The 19248-nt window shown below is 71.0% G+C and carries 20 protein-coding genes and 1 pseudogene; 17 read left to right on the plus strand and 4 right to left on the minus strand.

Annotation, left to right across the window (positions count from 1 at the left end):
- Positions 1-492, minus strand: a complete 492-nt coding sequence (locus QP939_RS36710; protein WP_285450991.1) for a GNAT family N-acetyltransferase — start codon at positions 490-492, stop codon at positions 1-3.
- Positions 493-513: 21 nt separating this feature from the next.
- Positions 514-2307 (minus strand): sigma-54-dependent Fis family transcriptional regulator, encoded by a 1794-nt coding sequence (locus QP939_RS36715; protein WP_285450992.1) that lies wholly within the window; start codon positions 2305-2307, stop codon positions 514-516.
- 137 nt (positions 2308-2444) lie between these two features.
- On the opposite strand from QP939_RS36715, the gene QP939_RS36720 reads away from it, so the two are divergent.
- The 9 genes and pseudogenes from QP939_RS36720 (at position 2445) to groL (ending at position 11687) form a co-directional block, all read left to right on the plus strand.
- The gene (locus tag QP939_RS36720; RefSeq protein ID WP_285450993.1) at positions 2445-2684 is read left to right on the plus strand and encodes a hypothetical protein; all 240 of its coding nucleotides are present in this window, start codon (positions 2445-2447) and stop codon (positions 2682-2684) included.
- Between the two features lie 103 nt (positions 2685-2787).
- Positions 2788-4440: a ferritin family protein gene (locus QP939_RS36725; RefSeq protein WP_285450994.1), complete on the plus strand. Its 1653-nt coding sequence runs from the start codon at positions 2788-2790 to the stop codon at positions 4438-4440.
- A 13-nt stretch (positions 4441-4453) separates the two neighbouring features.
- A complete protein-coding gene (locus QP939_RS36730; RefSeq protein WP_285450995.1) occupies positions 4454-5545 on the plus strand; it encodes an NADH:ubiquinone reductase (Na(+)-transporting) subunit F in 1092 nt (363 codons plus the stop codon).
- Between the two features lie 7 nt (positions 5546-5552).
- Positions 5553-6722, plus strand: coding sequence for a ferritin family protein (locus QP939_RS36735; protein ID WP_285450996.1), 1170 nt, complete (start codon positions 5553-5555; stop codon positions 6720-6722).
- Positions 6719-7090 carry a propane 2-monooxygenase effector subunit MimD gene (gene mimD / locus QP939_RS36740; protein ID WP_285450997.1) on the plus strand — a complete coding sequence of 124 codons (372 nt, stop codon included), beginning with the start codon at positions 6719-6721 and terminating at the stop codon, positions 7088-7090. Before QP939_RS36735 ends, mimD begins: the two co-directional genes overlap by 4 nt.
- Positions 7091-7230: 140 nt before the next feature.
- A pseudogene (locus QP939_RS36745) lies at positions 7231-8139 on the plus strand (amidohydrolase family protein); the annotation flags it as partial.
- 126 nt (positions 8140-8265) lie between these two features.
- Positions 8266-8964, plus strand: coding sequence for an iron-sulfur cluster assembly protein (locus QP939_RS36750; RefSeq protein ID WP_285450998.1), 699 nt, complete (start codon positions 8266-8268; stop codon positions 8962-8964).
- Positions 8961-9986 (plus strand): NAD(P)-dependent alcohol dehydrogenase, encoded by a 1026-nt coding sequence (locus QP939_RS36755; protein ID WP_285450999.1) that lies wholly within the window; start codon positions 8961-8963, stop codon positions 9984-9986. The genes QP939_RS36750 and QP939_RS36755 overlap by 4 nt, the downstream gene beginning before the upstream one ends.
- Positions 9987-9995: 9 nt before the next feature.
- The gene (groL, locus tag QP939_RS36760) at positions 9996-11687 is read left to right on the plus strand and encodes a chaperonin GroEL (protein WP_285451000.1); all 1692 of its coding nucleotides are present in this window, start codon (positions 9996-9998) and stop codon (positions 11685-11687) included.
- Between the two features lie 78 nt (positions 11688-11765).
- Here the strand turns inward: groL and QP939_RS36765 are convergent, their stop codons facing one another.
- Entirely contained in the window at positions 11766-11963 is a 198-nt protein-coding gene (locus QP939_RS36765; RefSeq protein WP_285451006.1) for a hypothetical protein, read from the minus strand.
- Between the two features lie 21 nt (positions 11964-11984).
- Positions 11985-12389, minus strand: coding sequence for a DUF6010 family protein (locus QP939_RS36770; protein ID WP_285451007.1), 405 nt, complete (start codon positions 12387-12389; stop codon positions 11985-11987).
- A gap of 121 nt (positions 12390-12510) precedes the next feature.
- On the opposite strand from QP939_RS36770, the gene QP939_RS36775 reads away from it, so the two are divergent.
- From QP939_RS36775 to QP939_RS36810, 8 genes are all read left to right on the plus strand, one after another.
- On the plus strand, positions 12511-13341 hold the full coding sequence (locus QP939_RS36775) for an SDR family NAD(P)-dependent oxidoreductase (protein WP_285451008.1): 831 nt from the start codon (positions 12511-12513) through the stop codon (positions 13339-13341).
- Positions 13332-13514 carry a hypothetical protein gene (locus tag QP939_RS36780; RefSeq protein ID WP_285451009.1) on the plus strand — a complete coding sequence of 61 codons (183 nt, stop codon included), beginning with the start codon at positions 13332-13334 and terminating at the stop codon, positions 13512-13514. The genes QP939_RS36775 and QP939_RS36780 overlap by 10 nt, the downstream gene beginning before the upstream one ends.
- 25 nt (positions 13515-13539) lie before the next feature.
- Complete coding sequence (locus QP939_RS36785) at positions 13540-14181, plus strand: TetR/AcrR family transcriptional regulator (RefSeq protein WP_285451010.1); 642 nt, start codon at positions 13540-13542, stop codon at positions 14179-14181.
- A gap of 212 nt (positions 14182-14393) precedes the next feature.
- On the plus strand, positions 14394-15866 hold the full coding sequence (locus QP939_RS36790; RefSeq protein ID WP_285451011.1) for an amidohydrolase family protein: 1473 nt from the start codon (positions 14394-14396) through the stop codon (positions 15864-15866).
- Positions 15863-16984 (plus strand): M20 family metallopeptidase, encoded by a 1122-nt coding sequence (locus QP939_RS36795; protein ID WP_285451012.1) that lies wholly within the window; start codon positions 15863-15865, stop codon positions 16982-16984. The genes QP939_RS36790 and QP939_RS36795 overlap by 4 nt, the downstream gene beginning before the upstream one ends.
- Before the next feature lie 32 nt (positions 16985-17016).
- On the plus strand, positions 17017-17898 hold the full coding sequence (locus QP939_RS36800) for a GNAT family N-acetyltransferase (protein ID WP_285451013.1): 882 nt from the start codon (positions 17017-17019) through the stop codon (positions 17896-17898).
- Positions 17895-19001: an o-succinylbenzoate synthase gene (menC, locus tag QP939_RS36805; RefSeq protein ID WP_285451014.1), complete on the plus strand. Its 1107-nt coding sequence runs from the start codon at positions 17895-17897 to the stop codon at positions 18999-19001. Before QP939_RS36800 ends, menC begins: the two co-directional genes overlap by 4 nt.
- Positions 19002-19030: 29 nt before the next feature.
- The gene (locus tag QP939_RS36810; protein WP_285451015.1) at positions 19031-19240 is read left to right on the plus strand and encodes a hypothetical protein; all 210 of its coding nucleotides are present in this window, start codon (positions 19031-19033) and stop codon (positions 19238-19240) included.
- The last annotated feature ends 8 nt before the right edge of the window (positions 19241-19248 follow it).

The raw sequence follows: 19248 nt of genomic DNA on the forward strand, positions 1-19248 counted from the left end.
TCAGCGGGCGGGGTGCCGGATGCCGAGCCACTGCTCGGCGCCGTACTCCTCGTACCGCCTCACCTCGGCGAACCCCAGCTTCGCGGCGAGCCGCAGCGACGCCGTGTTCGCCGTCTGGGTGCGCAGCGCCACCGGCTCGCCGGGCCGGGCGGACGCGAACCAGTCCAGCGCCGCCGCGCACGCCTCCGCCGCGTACCCGTGCCCCCACGCCGCAGGCAGGAACAGGTAGCCGATCCCGGTCTCCCCGTCCTCGCTCCGGTCGAGGGTGACCATGCCGATCATCGCGCCGTCGAGCTCCACCGCGAACGACCCGAACCGGCGGCCCGGCACCTCGGGCACCGCGGCTTCGACCTCGGCACGCGGCCGGGACCCACCGATGTACGTGCCCACTTCCGGCGAGGCGAACAGCTCGACGTAGGTGGCGCGGTCGCGGGCTTCGGACTCGCGCAGCACGAGCCGCTCGGTCCGGATCGGGGCGGGCGGCCAGGTCACGCCGGCCAACCTAGCGCACGGTCAGCGGGCCGGGGGCACGATCCCGTACTCGTGGATCTTGCGGTAGATCGTCGCCCGCGAGATCCCCAGCAGCTTCGCCGCCCGGACCTTGTTGCCGTCGGCGTCCTCCAGGCACCGCACGATCGCGTCGCGCTCGATCGACTCGAAGCGGTTCAGCGGGCGGCGCGTCACCGCGTGGAACTCCGCCGGAAGGTCGCCCGGCCGGATCGTGCCCGCCCGGCGGCGCTGGGCCACCGCCTTGAGGACCCGGTAGAGCTGTCCGGTGTTGCCCGGCCACTCCGCCCGCATCAGCAGGTGCAGTGCCGCGGCCGAACAGGTGAGCCTGCCGCCGTAGCCGAGCTTGCTCAGCACCAGCGGGACCAGCTCCGCGAGGTCCTCGACGTGGTGGCGCAGCGGCGGCACCCGGACCGTGCGCGGGAACGCCTTCAGCAGCTCGGCCAGCGCGGGCTCGGTCTCGGCTTCCGGCACGAGCGTGAGCACCACCCACGGCGCGTCGGCGCGCTCCCGCAGCTGGCGCAGCACCCCGGCCAGCGTGTTCGCCGCCGGCGCCGAAAGCCGGTCCGCGTGGCGGATCACCAGGGTGCGGATCGGGGCTTCGGCGTGTTCGCGCAGCAGCACGTCCCAGTCCTGGGTGCCCGGGGCGTCCACGGTCAGCAGCCGGGCCGCCGGGTGGTGGCGCTGGTGCAGGCCCTTCGCCAGGGTCAGCTTGCCGGTGCCCGGCTCGCCCTCCAGCGCGATCCACTCGCCGCGCTGGTGACCGGTGTCGAGGTCGTACCCGCTGCGCAGCCACAGCGGCGCCGAGCCGACCACGCCCGGCAGGTACATCGGCAGCATCGGCGTCGGTGCCGCGAGGGTCTCGTCCGCCTCGATCAGCTTCACCGACAGCACGCCGCCCGCCGTGTCGGACTCGCGCTGGCCGGGGACGCGGCGGCAGAACACGCGTACGCGCAGCCCGCTCGACAGCGCGAGCGTCGCCGGGGTCCGCCGTCCCTCCGCCAGTGCCTCGGTGGCGTGCCCGAGCAGCACCGACTGGTCGGCCGGGTCGAGCAGCTGCCGGGCCCGGTCGTTCATCATCACGATGTCGTCGTTGAACGCCAGCACGATGCCCGTCCAGCGGCGGCAGGTCTGCAGGTAGGCCTGGAAGAGGATCATCTCCCGCAGATCGCTGTGCCGCAGCAGGGCTTGGCGGATCTGCTCGGCCGTCGAGCGGGCCAGCGCGATGAGCAGCCCGCCGGCGTCCCGGTACCAGCAGGTGAGGTCGACCGCGCCGATCTTCTTGCCGGAGATCGGGTGGTGGATCGGGACGCCGGCGCAGGCCAGGTTCTCCAGGTGCTCGGCGTAGTGCTCGTGGCCGAACACTGCCGTCGCGCGGCCGTCCTCCAGTGCCGTGCCGATGCCGTTGGTCCCGACGGACTGCTCGCCGTAGCTGAACCCGGGCACGAGCTCGACGCGCTCGAGGTGGCGGCGCAGGTCGGCGTCGCCGGTCCGCTGGGTCAGCACGACGCCGTTCGGGTCGGTGAGGATGAGGCTGATCGGCTGGCCCTCGAACTGCTCGCCCAGCTTGTGCAGCACCGGTTCCGCGCCGCGCATCAGCGGGATGTCGAGGTTCTGGTCGCCGAGGTAGAGCGGGTCGATCCGCTCGGCCTGGACCTGGAACTCGCGCGAGCGCCGCCACGAGGCCAGGATCGTCTGGCGGACCGATCCGGGCGGGACCGGTTCGGCGGTCAGGAAGCGCACCCGGGTGCGGGCGAGCTCGTCGTCGGCGAGCAGGGCTCCGGGCGCGATGTCGTCCACGTGACCTCCAGCTTCCCGCGGCCCACGTGGGTGCGGGCACACCCGTTGTGCCGCCCGTCCAGCCTAGAACCGCCCGCTCCGCCGCGGTGTCTCAAATTGAGACGCTCCCGCTCCCGCGGCGGCGGTGCGATGAGGTCATGGCCGCCGAAACGTACAACCCGTGGACGATCGTCAACCTGGTCTTCACCCACCTGGCGGAGCAGGGACTGCACCCGACCCTTGGCGGGGAGGGTCATCCCGGTGAGCCCGCCGCGGCACTGCTGCGGGCCCTCGGGATCACGCCGACCGTCGAGGGCGACGCGCGCGTGCAAGCCGGGATCCACGACGAGCTCGCCGCGCTGCGGGCCCGGATGCTCGGCTCGGGCGAAACGCCCTGAGCAGCGGTTCTGTCTCAGATTGAGACCCGCGTCACTCTCGCGCGCCCCTTCAATGGTCAACGCAGGACGCCCCGGGCGGCGAGCCACGGAGAAGGAGTGATCCATGAGTCGCCAGAGTGTGGCGAAAGCCCACCAGAAGATCCAGGAACTGTCGTGGGAACCGGCGTACCACACCCCGGTTTCGCACTACGGGACCGACTACACCTTCCAGAAGGCCAAGAAGAAGGACCCGCTCAAGCAGGTCCTCCGCTCGTACTTCCCGATGCAGGAGGAGAAGGACCACCGGGTCTACGGCGCCGAGGACGGCGCGATCCGCGGCAACATGTTCCGCCAGGTCCAGGAACGCTGGCTGGAGTGGCAGAAGCTGTTCCTGAGCATCATCCCGCTGCCGGAGATCTCGGCCGCGCGGGCGATGCCGCTGCTGTTCCGCACGGTCCCCAACCCGGAACTGCACAACGGCCAGGCCATCCAGATGATCGACGAGGTCCGCCACTCGACGATCCAGCAGAACCTCAAGCGCCTGTACATGCAGAACTACATCGACCCGGCGGGCTTCAACTCGAGCCTGCGCAACTTCCAGAACGACTACTGCGGCACCATCGGCCGCCAGTTCGCCGAAGGCTTCATCACCGGTGACGCCATCACCGCGGCGAGCATCTACCTGACCATCGTGGCGGAAACGGCGTTCACCAACACGCTGTTCGTCGCCATGCCCGCCGAAGCCGCCGCCAACGGCGACTACCTGCTGCCCACGGTGTTCCACTCGGTGCAGTCCGACGAGTCCCGCCACATCAGCAACGGGTACGCGACCCTGCTGATGGCCCTGTCGGACGAGAGCAACCACCAGCTGCTCGAACGCGACCTGCGGTACGCGTGGTGGAACAACCACGCCGTCGTCGACGCCGCGATCGGCACGTTCATCGAGTACGGCACGAAGGACCGCCGCAAGGACCGCGAAAGCTACGCGGAGATGTGGCGCCGCTGGATCTACGACGACTACTACCGCTCGTACCTGGTACCGCTCGAGAAGTACGGCCTCGTCATCCCGCACGACCTCATCGAGGAAGCCTGGAACCGGATCTGGAACAAGGGCTACGTCCACGAGGTCGCGCAGTTCTTCGCCACCGGGTGGCTCGCCAACTACTGGCGCATCGACCCGATGACCGACGAGGACTTCGAGTGGTTCGAGTACAAGTACCCGGGCTGGTACGACAAGTACGGCAAGTGGTGGGAGAACTACGCCCGCCTCGCGACGCCGAACGGGCACCACCCGATCGTCGCCGAAGACGTCGACTACGTGTACCCGCACCGCTGCTGGACGTGCATGGTGCCGTGCCTCATCCGCGAGGACATGGTGGTCGACGAGGTCGACGGCCAGCACCGCACGTACTGCTCGGAGACGTGCCGCTGGACCGACGCCGAGGCGTTCCGGCCCACCTACCAGGGCCGCAACACCCCGAACATGGGCCAGCTGGTCGGCGCCCGCGAGTGGGAGACGCTCTACCACGGCTGGAACTGGGCCGACGTCGTCTCCGACATGGGCTTCGTCCGCGACGACGGCAAGACCATGGTCGCCCAGCCGCACCTGAACCTGGACCCGAAGAAGATGTGGACGCTCGACCACCTGCGCCGGATGCCCGAGGTGCAGTCGCCGAACGTGCTGCTCAACCAGATGACCGACGCCGAGCGCGCCGCGTTCGTCGCCGACTACAACCGCCAGGGCCCGGCCGGGCGCCCGGCACCGCAGCAGGCCTGAGACGGGGCCCGGCATGGCCGAGAAGCACCGCGTCCGGTTCGAACCGGTCGGCATCGAGATCGACGTCGCCGAGGACACCACGATCCTGCGCGCCGCCGCCGAGCAGGGCGTCATGCTCATGCACGGCTGCAAGGAAGGGCAGTGCGCGGCGTGCAAGTCGTTCATCCTCGACGGCGACGACGTCGAACACGACCGGTATTCGACCTTCGCGCTCCCGGACTACGAAAAGGAGGAAGGGTTCACCCTGCTGTGCCGGGCGCACGCCTACGAGGACCTGACGATCGAGCTCCTCAACTACGACGAGGAGATGATCCAGTCCGGGCTGCCGATCCAGGAGGCCGAAGCCGAGGTCGTCGCCAACGACCCCGTCACCCACGACCTGCGGCACCTCGTCGTCCGGCTGGACCGGGAGCTGAAGTTCTTCCCCGGCCAGTACCTGGACTTCGAGGTGCCCGGGACGGGGGAGACGCGGTCGTTCTCGATGGCCAACACCTCGGCGCGCGACGGGCTGCTGGAGTTCGTCATCAAGGTCTACCCCGACGGGTTGTTCTCCCGGTTCCTGGCCACCGAAGTCGCGGTCGGCGACCGGCTCCGGGTGACCGGCCCGTTCGGGGTGTTCACCCTCCGGGACAACCCGGGCGCGGACCTGGTCTTCGTCGGCGGCGGCGCCGGGATGGCCCCGATCCTGTCGCTGCTGCGGTCCATGGCCGAGCGCGGCCTCGACCGGAAGGCGGTCTTCTACTACGGCGCCCGCCGCCGCCACGACCTCTGCTTCGAGGCGGAGCTGCGGGCGCTCGAGGAGAAGCTGCCGAACTTCCGTTACGTACCAGCGCTTTCCGAGCCGGGAGACGACGGCTGGGACGGCGAGGCCGGCCTGATCACCGACGTCCTGCGCCGGGCTGCGTCTGTTCCGGGGCTTCGCCCCGGGCCGGGGGCTCCGCCACCCGGACCCCCGAAGGATGGGGGCCTCGACCTGACGGGAGCCGACGCCTACGTCTGCGGCCCGCCGCCGATGGTGGAAGCCGCGCTGGAACTGCTGCCCGCGCTCGGCGTCGCCGACAAGCGCGTCTTCTACGACAAGTTCACCACCACGGGCGAAGGGTAAGGAACCCATGACAGCCACCCAAGAACGCAGCGTGCCGAAGCCGGCGTTCACCGACGCCGAAGCGGGCGCGAAGGTCTTCCCGGACTCCAATGCCCGCCAGTACAACTACTTCACCCCGGCCAAGCGCAAGCAGAGCCACTACGAAGACGTCACCGTCGAGGTCCAGCCCGACCCGCGGCACTACCTGTCCCAGGGCTGGCTCTACGCCTTCGCCGACGGCAAGGCCGGGTACCCGCTGGAGTGGACCGCGCTGAAGGCGTGGGGCTCGGACCGCCCGGTGCCCGAACGCAGCCCCGGCTCCGGCGGCAAGGGCTACGACTGGCCCGCCCACGGCTGGCACGAGTTCCGCGACCCCAACGAAGAGTGGGAGCTCACCCTCTACCGCTACAACGCGAACGTCGTGCGCCAGCTGAACCAGAACATCGACGCCGCCCGCCAGGCCAAGGCGTTCGAGCAGTGGAACCGCAACTGGGTCGAGTTCGTCGCCAAGCACGTCGGCGCGTGGATGCACGTCGACCACGGCCTGGGGCTGTACTTGTTCGCCAACGCGAACCGCCGCGCGCCGACGAACATGCACAACAACGCGATCTCGGTGAACAGCATGCACCGGATCCGCGCGGCACAGGACCTGGCGCTGTACAACCTGACGCTGACCGAGGAGATCGACGGCTTCGACGGCACGGCCCACCTGACCACCTGGAACGAGGACCCGGCCTGGCAGGGCGTGCGCGAGACCGCCGAGCAGCTGACCGGGATCTGGGACTGGGGCGAAGCGATCTTCGCCGCCAACATCGTCTTCGAGCCCCTCGTCGGCGAGCTGTTCCGCAGCAACCTCGTCCAGCAGGCCGCGCCGGCCAACGGCGACTTCGTGACGCCGACGCTGATCGGTGCCGAGGAGTTCGACTTCTCCGAACGCGACCTCCGCTACACGAAACCGATGTTCGACCTGCTGGTCAACGACAAGGAGTTCGCCGACCACAACAAGGCCCTGCTGCAGAAGTGGCTGCAGGACTGGGTGCCGCGCTGCATCGCCGCCGCCCGGGCGCTGCAGCCGCTGTGGTCGCAGCCCGACGCCAAGCCGATCCGGTTCGAGGACGGACTCGACCGGGTGAAGAGCCGGTTCGCCGGAATCCTGTCCGAATTGGGCCTCAAGGCACCTGAGGAGCTGGGCCAGTGACTGTTTTCAAGACCGCGGAAAGCCCGTTCAAGGCCGACAACAGCGCGTCCAACATGTGCGGCTTCACCCTGATGAACAACCAGGTGGGCGCCATCGTCGCGGAGGTCATGGGGACGAAGGACAACGTCACCATCACGCCGCTGCCCTCGATGATCCGGGTCGACGCGGTCGGCCGCATGGACGTCGTCTACGCCGAGGTCGACGAGGCCGCGGGCGAGGAAGAGGGCTGGTTCAACGCGGCCGAGTTCGAGGAGAGCATGTCCACCCACTACGGGCGGATGATCCACGAAGACGACCGCACGATCATGTTCGCCAACCCGGAGGACGCGGCCGAGTACCTCGACTTCGACCTCAAGCCGATCAAGTAACCCGGTCCCGGCCCGACCGCCCCAATGTGGCCTTCGGTGCGTCAGACGCACCCAAGGCGGCCTTCGGTGCGTCTGACGCAACCAAGGCCACATTGGGGCGCTTCACCCAGCAGCACTCGATCCGCTCAGGAAGGATCACCATGTACGAAAAAGACGGCGAAAAATACTTCGTGGTGGACGGCCACACCCACTTCTGGGACGCCAGCCCGGACAACTGGGTCGAGGGCCAGGAGGAATACGCCAAGGGCTGGATCGAGTGCTTCCACGCCTACCAGGGACTCGGCCCGAAGGAGACGCACTGGCCGCTCGACCGGTTCCAGAAGTACTCCGAGGAGCTGATGATGCACGACCTCTTCGAGGCCGGGCACGTCGACAAGGCCATCTTCCAGCCGACGAACCTGCGGCAGTGGTACAAGAACGGCTTCAACACCACCGAGAACGACGGCGCGCTCGCCGAGAAGCACCCGGACAAGTTCCTCGTGAACACCACCTTCGACCCGCGGGAAGGCGACGCGGGCATGAAGGCCTTCGAGGAGCGCGTGAAGCGGTACAACTGCAAGGGCGTCAAGCTCTACACCGCCGAGTGGCGCGGTGACTCCCGCGGCTGGAGCCTGAAGGACCCGGAAGCCGCGCGGTACCTGGAAAAGTGCGAGGCGCTGGGCGTCAAGAACATCCACATCCACAAGGGCCCGACGATCTGGCCGCTCGACAAGGACGCCTTCGACGTGTCCGATGTGGACCACGTGGCGACGAACTTCCAGGGCCTCAACTTCGTCGTCGAGCACGTCGGCCTGCCGCGCATCGAGGACTTCTGCTTCATGGCCACCCAGGAGCGGAACGTCTACGCGGGGCTCGCCGTGGTGATCGGCGGCCTGATGCACGCCCGGCCGAAGTTCTTCGCCAAGGTCATGGGCGAGCTGATGTTCTGGCTCGGCGAAGACAAGCTGATCTTCGGCGCCGACTACGCCATCTGGGAACCGAAGTGGCAGGTCGAGGGCTTCGTCGACTGGAACATGCCGGGCGACGACGAGCTGTCGGACTTCCCGCCGCTCACCGTCGACCAGAAGAAGAAGATCCTCGGGCTGAACGCCGCCCGGCTCTACGACATCGACGTCCCGGAAGAGCTTCCGGTCGAAGGACCCGGAGAACGTCGAGCCCGTCGGCGTGCCGAACTCATGACGACGCTGGTGCTCGGGGCCCGCGCCGCCGTGTGGGCGGCGCTGGGCACCGTCCGCGATCCCGAGCTGGACGAGCCCCTCACCGACCTCGGGTTCGTGGCCCGCTGCGAGGTGAGCGACGCGGGCCACGCCGTCATCCGGCTGCGGCTGCCGACGTACTTCTGCGCGCCGAACTTCGCGTTCCTGATGGTGGCCGACGCCTACGACGCCGTCGCCGGGGTGCCCGGCCTGACCGGGCTCGACATCCGGCTGGAGGACCACTTCGCGGCCGACGTCATCAACCGCGGGGTGGCGGCCCGGCAGGGGTTCGTCGCGTCGTTCGAAGGCGAGGCCGTCGACGAGCTGGACACCCTGCGGTACGACTTCGTCCGCAAGGCGGTGCTGGCGGGAACCGACCGCGTCTGCCGGTCACTGGGTGGCCGGGACCCGCGGGCGTTGACCCTCGGCGACGTCCCAGCGAGCCCGGACCTCGACCGGCTGCGGGCCCGCCGTCGCGAGCTGGGCCTGCCCGCGGGCGACGGCGACCCGCTGCTGCTCGACCCGGCCACCGGCCAGGCGGTGGCCCCCGCCGACGCGAAGCGGCACCTGGCCTTCGCGCGGCTGACCCGCACGAGCATGGAGGCCAATTCCGGCGTCTGCCGCGGCATGCTGCGCGCGCGGTACTCGCTGACCAGTGAAGAGGAGGGCACGGGATGAAGGCCGTGCGGCTGCAGAAGTACCACCAGCAACCGGTGATCGAAGACGTCCCGGAGCCGCGCGCGACCGGACCCTTCGACGTCGTCGTGAAGATCGGCGGCGCCGGCGTGTGCCGCACCGACCTGCACATCATCGAGGAGCAGTGGGCGGAGAAATCCGGCGTCGCACTGCCCTACACGATCGGGCACGAAAACGCGGGCTGGGTGCACGAAGTCGGCCCCGCGGTCACCAACGTCGAGGTCGGCGACACCGTCATCCTGCACCCGACGCCGACGTGCGGGCTGTGCCACGCCTGCCGCGCGGGCGACGACATGCACTGCCCGAACGGGAGCTTCCCGGGCATCAACACCGACGGCGGGATGGCCGAGTACCTGCTGACGTCGGCGCGGGCGTGCATCAAGCTCGATCCCTCGACCCAGCCGGAAGACGTCGCCGCCCTCGCCGACGCGGGCATCACCGCCTACCACGCGGTGCGCAAGGCCGTCCCGCAGCTGTACCCGGGCACGACCTGCGTCGTCAACGGCGCCGGCGGCCTCGGGCACATCGGCATCCAGTCGCTGAAGGCGCTGAGCGCGACCCGCGTGATCGTGGTCGACCGCAACGCCGACGCGCTGGAGCTGGCGTCGGCCCTCGGTGCCGACGAAACCGTGCTGGCCGGCGGCAAGCAGGTCGAGGCCGTGCTGGACCTGACCGGCGGCAACGGCGCCGAGGTCGTCCTCGACTTCGTCGCCGAGCAGGGCGCTCAGCAGGACGCCTTCGCGATGACGCGGCGTGCCGGGTCGCACTTCGTGATCGGCTACGGCTCCAACATCGACATCCCGACGATCGACATCATCTCCACCGAGCGCAACATCATCGGCAACCTCGTGGGCACCTACAACGACCTGGCGGAGCTGATGGTGCTCGCCCAGGCCGGGAAGGTCACCCTGCACACGAAGAAGTACCCGTTGGACGCCGCGCTCGACGCGCTGGCCGACCTCGACGCCGGGCGCGTGCGCGGCCGGGCCATCCTCACCCCCTAGGAGCAAGTCATGGCGAAGGAACTGCGGTTCGGCTCGGACGCCCGCGACCTGCTGCTGTCGGGCGTCGACAAGCTCGCCGAAGCGGTCAAGTCCACCCTCGGCCCCAAGGGCCGCAACGTGATCATCGAGAAGATCACCGGCTCGCCGGTGGTCACCAACGACGGCGTCACCATCGCCCGCGAGATCCACCTCAAGAACCAGTTCGAGAACATGGGCGCGCAGCTGGTCAAGGAAGCGGCGATCAAGACCAACGACGTCGTCGGCGACGGCACCACCACGGCCACCGTGCTCGCCCAGGCGATCGTCCGCGAAGGCATGCGGGCGATCGAGCGCGGCGGGAACCCGGTGCTCGTCAAACGGGGCATCGACCACGCCGTCGGGCTGCTCGTGTCCCACCTGGAGAAGCAGGCGCACCCGGTGGTGTCCGAACAGGACTACGCGCGGGTGGCGGCGATCTCGGCCAACGACGACGACGCCGTCGGCGCGGTGATCGCCAAGGCGCTGCACACCGTCGGCGACGGCGGGGTGGTGACGGTCGAGGAGTCACCGTCGATCGGGATGAGCGTCGAGTTCGTCGAAGGCTTCGAGTTCGACAACGGCTACCTCTCGCCGTACCTGGTCACCGACCCGGGACGGCTGGAGGCGGTGCTCGACGACCCGTACATCCTGATGTGCGCGGAGAAGATCACCAAGGTGCAGCAGCTGATGCCGTTGCTGGACAAGGTGATGCGGGCGCCCCGGCCATTGGTGGTCATCGGCGAGACCGTCGAAGGCACGGCGTTGTCCATGCTGGTGCACAACCACATGAACGGCACCTTCCAGTCGGTGGCCGTCCGCGCGCCGGGGTTCGGCGACCGGCGGCTGCACAAACTGGAGGACCTCGCCGCGATCGTCGGCGGCGCGGTGCTCTCGCGCCAGTCCGGGTTCACGATGGAGACGATGACGCTGGAGCACCTCGGCCGGGCCAAGCAGGTCCGGGTCACCGAGAACCGCACCACGATCGTCGGCGGTGCGGGTTCTTCCGACGCCGTGGAGTTCCGGGTCGGGCAGCTGCGGGCGGAGCTGGAGCGCGCGCAGTTCGGCGTCGACGAAGACGTCCTGACCGAGCGGATCGGGGCCCTCACCGGCAAGGTCGCGGTCGTCCGGGTCGGCGCGGCCACCCCGGCCGAGCTGAAGGAACTGCAGCACCGGGTCGAGGACGCGTTGTCGGCGACGCGGGCGGCGATGGCCGAGGGCATCGTGGCCGGCGGGGGAGCGGCGCTCCTGCACGCCGAGAAGGCGTTGGAGGGCCTGGGTTTGGACGGTGACCAGGCGATCGGCGTCGAGATCGTCCGGCGGGCGCTGGCCGAACCGGCGTTCCTCATCGCCCACAACGCCGGGCACCCGGCCCACGAAATCGTCGCGCGGACAAGGGAGCTGGGCGACGACGAGGGATTCGACGCGCTGCACGACCGCTACGGCGACATGATCTCGATGGGGGTCGTCGACCCGCTGCGGGTGTGCCGCTCGGCGGTGCAGAACGGCGCGTCTGTGGCGGGCCTGCTGCTCACCACGAACTCGCTGATCGCCGAGGAACAGACCCCGTGGGGTGGCAGCCCGGCGCTGATGACCGAGTTCGGCCCGCTGGACGAAGGCCTGCACCAGCCTTCGCCCGACGCGAGCACGCCGCAGTCCCTCGGGATGGGCCCCTCCGTCGGCTGAGCCCCACGTCCGACCAGCCCGCGGAGAAAGGGAGGTCTCCTCGCCGGTGTCCTGAGCCCCGGCGAGGAGACCTCCGGCTCATCCGGAGTGGCCGCAGGCGAACACCGGCGCCGAAGCCAGCCGCACGCAGGCGGGGCACTGGTTCACCGGCCGGTCACGGCGGCCCCAGTACGGGTACTTCGCCCCGCACAACGCGGTGAGCACCTCGCCCGGCCGCGGGTCGGGGTGGCACCGGGGGCAGTAGGCGTGCGCGGCGCGTTCGACGTCGGTGCTCATGGGTGCTCCTCGGGTTGGCGCTCACCGGGGTACCCGGGCCGCCCGCGCGCCAACCCGCGGCACCGAGCGGCCGCCGGTGAAGCACCAGATCGCGATGACCGGGTCGCAGATCGCGCAGCCGAACGACGAGTCGTGCGCGAACGGCAGGATCGGCTGGCCCTTCAGGTGGTGGACGACGTCCCAGGCGGTGTGCAGCAGCCAGCCGATGCCGATGAACGTCCACGAGTCGAGGCCGCGGAAGCCGACGTAGGCGAGCACCGCGCAGAACACGATCTCCCACGGCCCGAGCGCGCCACCCGAGAGGTAGGCGGCGCCCGCGCCCGCGACCATGACGGCGTTGAACTTCCGCCGGTGCGGCTCGGCGATGAGGGAGTTGAGGACGACGTAGAGGAGGCCGATCAGGATCGGCGCCAGCACAGCGATCATGATCGACCACGGTAGAAACGGCCCCCGCCGACGGCCAGTGGCTGTTCTGCCAGTCTCCACCGGGTTCTCGCCACCCCTATGATGTCAAGCAGTTGATTTAAACTCGGGATACGCTGGCGGCATGACCACCACGGAACCGCTCACGGCGGACAGCCCGGTCGGCGAGTGGGTCGCGCACCCCGAAGGCGGCCCGCTCATCCGCGCGCTGCTCGCCGAGGCGGGCTTCGACGAGTCCGTCCTGGCGCCGGTCCGGCGGCTGCCGCTGCGGCAGCTGGCCGAGCTGAGCCAGGGGCGACTGGTCCAGGACGTCGTCGACGACCTGGTGGCGCGCGTGAACGACGGCGTCACCCCGGCGCCCGCGGCCCGGCGCGAGCGGATCGTGCCCGGCCGGTTCGACGGCCGGACGGTCGTGGTGACCGGCGCCGCGTCCGGCATCGGCCGGGCCACCGCGACGCGCATCGCCCGCGAGGGTGGCCGGGTCGTCGCGGTCGACGTCGCGGCGGACGGGCTGGCCACGCTCGCCGCCGGCCTCGACGCGGCGGACGTGGTCACGGTGACCGCCGACATCACCGACGAGGCGGGCGTGGCGCGGATCGTCACCGCCGCGGGCCCGGGCGTCGACGGGCTGGCGAACATCGCGGGCATCGTCGACGACTTCAGCCCGGCCCACGAGACGAGCGACGAGCAGTGGCGGCGCGTGTTCGCGGTCAACGTCGACGGGACGTTCCGGCTCATCCGCGCGGTCGTCCCGGCGATGCTCGAGGCCGGCGCGGGCGCGATCGTGAACATCGCGTCGGAGGCGGCCTTGCGCGGGTCGGCCGCCGGGATCGCCTACACCGCGTCGAAGCACGCCGTCGTCGGGATCACCCGCAGCTGCGCGGTGATGTACGGGCCGCACGGGATCCGCGTCAACGCGGTCGCCCGGGCGGCGTCGCGACGGGCATGGGGCTGAGCGCCGAGCCGTCGGAGTTCGGGCAGCGCCGGCTCGGCGAGTTCCTCTCGGCCATCCCGCCGATCGCGACGGCGGAGCAGCTGGCGGCGTCGATCACCTTCCTGCTGAGCGACGACGGGGTGAACGTCAACGGCGCGGTGCTGCCCTCGGACGGCGGGTGGTCGGTGCAGTGAGCGCGGGCCTCGTAAGGTGGGCCGGATGAACGTGAAGGCGGACCGCGCGAACGCGACGCGGGAGAGCATCCTCGTCACGGCGGAGCGGCTGTTCGCCGAGCACGGGGTCCAGGTCGTGTCCAACCGGCACATCAGCGAGGCGGCCGGGCAGGGCAACAACGCGGCGGTCAACTACCACTTCGGCACGAAGGTCGACCTGGTCCGCGCGATCGTCCGCCGCCATTCCGAGCGCATCGAGCGCCTGCGCGCGGAGCTGGTCGACGCGATCGAGGGCGACGGCGACCTGCGCGACTGGGTGGCCTGCCTGGTCCGCCCGACGACGACGTACCTGCGCGAGCTGGGCGCCCCGACCTGGTTCGCCCGGTTCAGCGCCCAGATCATGACGGACCCGGCCCTGCGGGCGATCATCGTCGAGGAGTCGCTGTCCTCGCCGACGCTGGTCCGCGCGGTCGAGGGCTGGAACCGCAGCCTGGACGGCCTGCCGCCGGACGTGCGCGCCGAGCGGGGAGACATGGCCCGCCAGCTGATGATCCACATGACGGCCGAGCGCGAGCGGGCGCTGGCCGAGGGAACGGCGACGCCGCGGGCGAGCTGGGACGACGCGGCGTCGGGCCTGATCGACGCGATCACCGGCCTGCTCCTCGCACCGGTGACCCCGGTTCGCTGACCCCGGCCCCGAGCGCCCCAATGTGGCCTTCGGTGCGTGAGACGCACCCAAGGCGGCCTTCGGTGCGTCAGACGCAACCAAGGCCACATTGGGGCGCTTGAGTTCGTCGCCGCGGCTGAACCAGCCCGCCGCGATTCGTCGTGCGGGACGAACGCCCGCGCCGCCCGACCTCCTAACGTCACCTCGATCGGCGACGACGAGGAGGCGGACGGGTGCGGACACTCTTGCGGGGCGGCCGGGTGGTGGACCCCGGCAGCGGGTTCGACGGCATCGCCGACGTGCTCCTCGACGGCGACACCGTCGAAGCCGTCGGCACCGCGCTCGACGCGCCGGACGCCACGGAAGTCGACGTCAGCGGGCTCGTCGTCGGGCCGGGGTTCGTCGACCTGCACAGCCACGTGCACTCGATCGCCGGACAGCGGCTGCAGGCCATGGACGGGGTCACCGCCGCCCTCGACCTCGAAGCCGGGCTGATGCCGATCGAACGCGCCTACGCCGAGGCCGCCAAGGCCGGGCGGCCGTTGCACTACGGCTTCTCCGCCTCCTGGGGCGCCGCGCGGGCGCAGGTCCTCGCGAACATCGCGCCCGACGCGAGCATCGACAGCGGGCTCGCCGTCCTCGGAAACCCGCGGTGGCAACGGAGTTCGTCCAAGACCGAATTGGCCGCGTGGCTGTCGCTGCTCGAGGGCGAACTGGCGGATGGCGCACTCGGCATCGGCATTCTGATGGGCTATGCGCCCGCGACCGAGCCGGGGGAGTTCCTCGCCGTCGCGCGGCTCGCCGCGAACGCCGGCGTCCCCACCTACACCCACGTCCGGGAGCTGGTCGAGGTCGACCCGGCGATCCCGGTCGACGGCTCGGTCGAGATCGTCGCCGCCGCCGGGGAAACGGGCGCCGCGATGCACCACTGCCACGTCAACAGCACCTCCGGCCACCACATCGACCGCGTCCTCGCCACCCTCGACACCGCGCGCCGCGAAGGCTCGCGTGTCACCGTCGAGGCCTACCCGTACGGCGCGGGCAGCACCGCCGTCGGGGCCGCCTTCATCGAGCCGGACCGCCTGCGGATGAAGGGACTCCGGCCCTCGAGCGTCGTGATCCTGGAGACGGGGGAGCGGGTTCGCGACGAAGCCCGGCTGCGCCAGATCCGGCGGGACGACCCGGCCGCGCCGTGCATCCTGGAGTTCCTCGACGAAGAAAACCCCCGGGAACGCGCGCTGCTGCACCAAGCCCTCGCCTTCCCCGACGCCGTCGTCGCCAGCGACGCCATGCCCGTGTCCTGGAAGGACGGTCACAGCGAGACCACCGAGTGGCCGCTGCCGCCGGGCGGCACCACGCACCCGCGCACCGCGGGCACCTACGCCAAGACCCTGCGCCTGATGGTCCGCGAAAGCGGGGCCTGGAGCTGGCTCGAGGCGTTCCGCCGCTGCTCCTACCTGCCGTCGCGGATCCTCGACGACGTCGCGCCCGCGGCCCGCCGCAAGGGCCACCTCGGTGTGGGCGCCGACGCCGACGTCGTGGTCCTCGACCCGGCCGCGGTCACCGACACCGCGACCTACACCGACCCCACCCGGCCGTCGAAGGGGGTCCGGCACCTGTTCGTCGCCGGAGTTCCCGTGGTCAGGGACGGAGCCCTGGACACGGAAGCCTTTCCGGGACAGCCGCTGCGGGGTGAGCCGAAGTGATCGACGACATCGAGGCGCTCGTCCGGTGCGAGTCACCGTCGGCCGACCACGAAGCCGTCGCCCGCAGCGCCGAAGCCGTCGCCGCGATCGGCCGTCGCCTGCTCGGCGCCGAACCCGAGCGCCTCGACGTCGACGGGTGTCCGCACCTGCGCTGGCGGTTCGGCGACGGCCCGCCGCGGGTCCTGCTGCTCGGGCACCACGACACCGTGTGGCCGCTGGGTTCCCTGCGCACGCACCCCTTCGAAGTCCGCGACGGCGTCCTGCGCGGCCCCGGCTGCTTCGACATGAAGGCCGGGGTGGTGCTGGCCCTGCACGCCGCCGCGGCGCTGCCCGATCGGGACGGGCTCTCGATCCTCGTCACCGGCGACGAGGAAATCGGCTCGCCGTCGTCCCGCGCGCTCATCGAGGAGGAGGCCAAGAGCTGCGACGCGGTCTTCGTGCTCGAAGCCTCGGCCGACGGTGGCGCGCTGAAAACCCGCCGCAAAGGCGTTTCCCTGTACCGGATCGAAGTCGACGGCCGCGCCGCGCACGCCGGGCTCGAACCGGAAAAGGGCGTCAACGCCGGGATCGAGGTCGCCCACCAGATCCTCGCGGTAGCCGCTCTCGCCGACCCCGAACGCGGCACGACCGTCGTCCCGACCGCGCTCAGCGCCGGAACGACGACCAACACCGTGCCCGGCGCGGCGAGCGTCGCGGTCGACGTGCGGGTGTGGGACGCGGCCGAACAACTCCGCGTCGACCAGGCCATCCGGAGTCTCCGGCCGCACCTGCCCGGTGCGGGGATCCGCATCACCGGGGGCATCAACCGGCCACCACTGGACGCGGCGGCGTCGGCGGACCTCTTCGCGCTGGCGAACGAACTCGCGGGCGGCACGCTCACCGAAGCCGCGGTCGGCGGCGCGTCCGACGGCAACTTCACCGCCGGACTGGGGATCCCGACCCTCGACGGCCTCGGTGCGGTCGGCGGCGGTGCCCACGCCGACGACGAACACGTCGTGGTCGCCGAGCTGCCGAACCGGCTCGCGTTACTGACCGCGCTGGCGGAAACCGTGCTGGCGCAAGGGAGTTCGTCCGCCACGACGAACGCGCCGGGTGAATCCGGTGCGGGACAACGGTGACCCGGCCCGGCCGTGGCGGAAAGGTGGTCGGTGTGACAGAAGTCGTGACGAACACAGCCCCGCTCCTGCGGGACGAGGCGGCCGCGGCCGCCACCGCCGCCGCGACGGCCTCGGGGGTCCAGGTCCGGACACTCGCCGAGGTCGCCGACCTGACCGCCGTGACCCGGCTCTTCGAGGCGATCTGGCGCCCGGCTCCCGGAAACCAGCCCGTGACGTCCGAACTGCTGCGGGCCATGGTGTCCGCGGGCAACTACGTCGCGGGCGCCTTCGACGGCACCGAGCTCCTCGGCGCCTGCTTCGGGTTCTTCGGCGGGCCCGCGAAAGGGGGACTGCACAGCCACATCGCCGGGGTCGCGACCGCCGGGCACGGCCGCGGCATCGGGTTCGCGCTCAAGCTGCACCAGCGCGCCTGGGCACTGGGCCAGGACGTCCCGGTGGTCTCGTGGACGTTCGACCCGCTGGTGCGGCGCAACGCCCACTTCAACCTGACCAAGCTCGCCGCCCGCCCCGAGCACTACCTGCCCGACTTCTACGGCCCGATGCACGACGGCATCAACGGCGCGGGCGACACCGACCGGCTGATGGTGGCCTGGGACCTGGCGAGCCCGCCGGTGCGCGCCGCGGCCAGGGCCGAACCCGCCCGGTTCGACGCGGCGGCGTTGCGGAACCAGGGCGCCGCCGTGGCGTTGGCGGCGGACGACGGCGGCGCGCCGGTCACCGGGCCCGCCGACGCGCCGGTCGTGCTCGTCGCCGTGCCGCCGGACATCGAGGCGCTCCGGCGCGCCGACCCCGGCCGGGGCCGCGCGTGGCGGGTCGCCCTGCGGGAGGTGCTCGGCGGCCTGATGACCGGCGGCGCCTCCGTCATCGGATTCGATCGTGCCGGCTGGTACGTGGTCGCGAAGGAGCAGTCGTGAAACTCACCGGTGTGGACCTGCTGCGCGTCCGCATGCCGCTGGTCTCCCCGTTTCGGACGTCGTTCGGCACCCAGGCCGAGCGCGAGCTGCTGGTCCTGCGCGCGGTGACCTCCGAAGGCGAGGGCTGGGGCGAGTGCGGCGCGATGGTCGACCCGCTCTACTCCTCGGAGTACGTCGACGGCGTCGAGCACGTGCTGCGGACCTTCCTCGTCCCGGCGCTGCTGGCGGCCGACGACCTGACGGCGAACAAGGTCGCGCCGCTGCTGGCGAAGTTCAAGGGCCACCGGATGGCCAAGGCCGCGCTGGAGATGGCCGTGCTCGACGCGGAGCTGCGCGCGCACGGCGTCTCCTTCGCCACCGCGCTGGGGTCCACATCGGACTCCGTGGCGTGCGGGGTCTCGGTCGGCATCATGGACTCGATCCCGCAGCTGCTCGACGCCGTCGGCGGCTACCTCGACGCCGGCTACCTGCGCATCAAGCTGAAGATCGAGCCCGGCTGGGACGTCGAGCCGGTGCGGGCGGTCCGGGAGCGCTTCGGCGACGACGTCCTGCTGCAGGTCGACGCCAACACGGCGTACACCCTCTCGGACGTGCCGCAGCTGCGCCGGCTGGACCCCTTCGAGCTGCTGCTGATCGAGCAGCCGCTGGAAGAGGAGGACGTACTCGGCCACGCGGAGCTGGCCAAGCACATCCGGACGCCGATCTGCCTCGACGAGTCCGTGGTGTCCGCCCGCTCGGCCGCGGACGCGATCCGGCTCGGCGCCTGCCGGATCGTCAACATCAAGCCGAGCCGGGTCGGCGGGTACCTCGAGGCGCGGCGGGTGCACGACGTCTGTGCCGCGCACGGCGTCCCGGTGTGGTGCGGCGGGATGATCGAGACCGGGCTGGGCCGGGCGGCCAACGTCGCGCTGGCGTCGCTGCCCGGGTTCACCCTGCCCGGCGACACCTCGGCTTCGGACCGGTTCTACCGCACCGACATCACCGAGCCGTTCGTGCTCGAAGGCGGGCGGCTGCCGGTGCCGTCGGGGCCCGGCCTCGGCGTCACGCCGATCGCGGAGCGGCTGGCCGAGGTGACCGTCGCGAAGTCCTGGCTGACGGACTGACCACAGTGGACTGACGGACGGAGTGTCCCATGGAGACAGCCGAACAGGTGATCACCCGCCGCGTGGCGGAAGCGGGTGCCCGGGTCCGCCGGTGCGCGGCCGGGGCCGCGGTGGCGGTCTCGAGCGGCAAGGTCCTGATCGCGGTGCGCTGCGCGGAGATCCGGGCGGTGCTGGCGCGCCGGCTGTGGTCGCGGCCCTCCGCCGAGAAGCCGCGCGAGGCGGTTCGTCCGCCACGATGAAAGTTTCG

This window comes from Amycolatopsis nalaikhensis (assembly GCF_030264295.1).
Lineage (GTDB): Bacteria > Actinomycetota > Actinomycetes > Mycobacteriales > Pseudonocardiaceae > Amycolatopsis > Amycolatopsis nalaikhensis.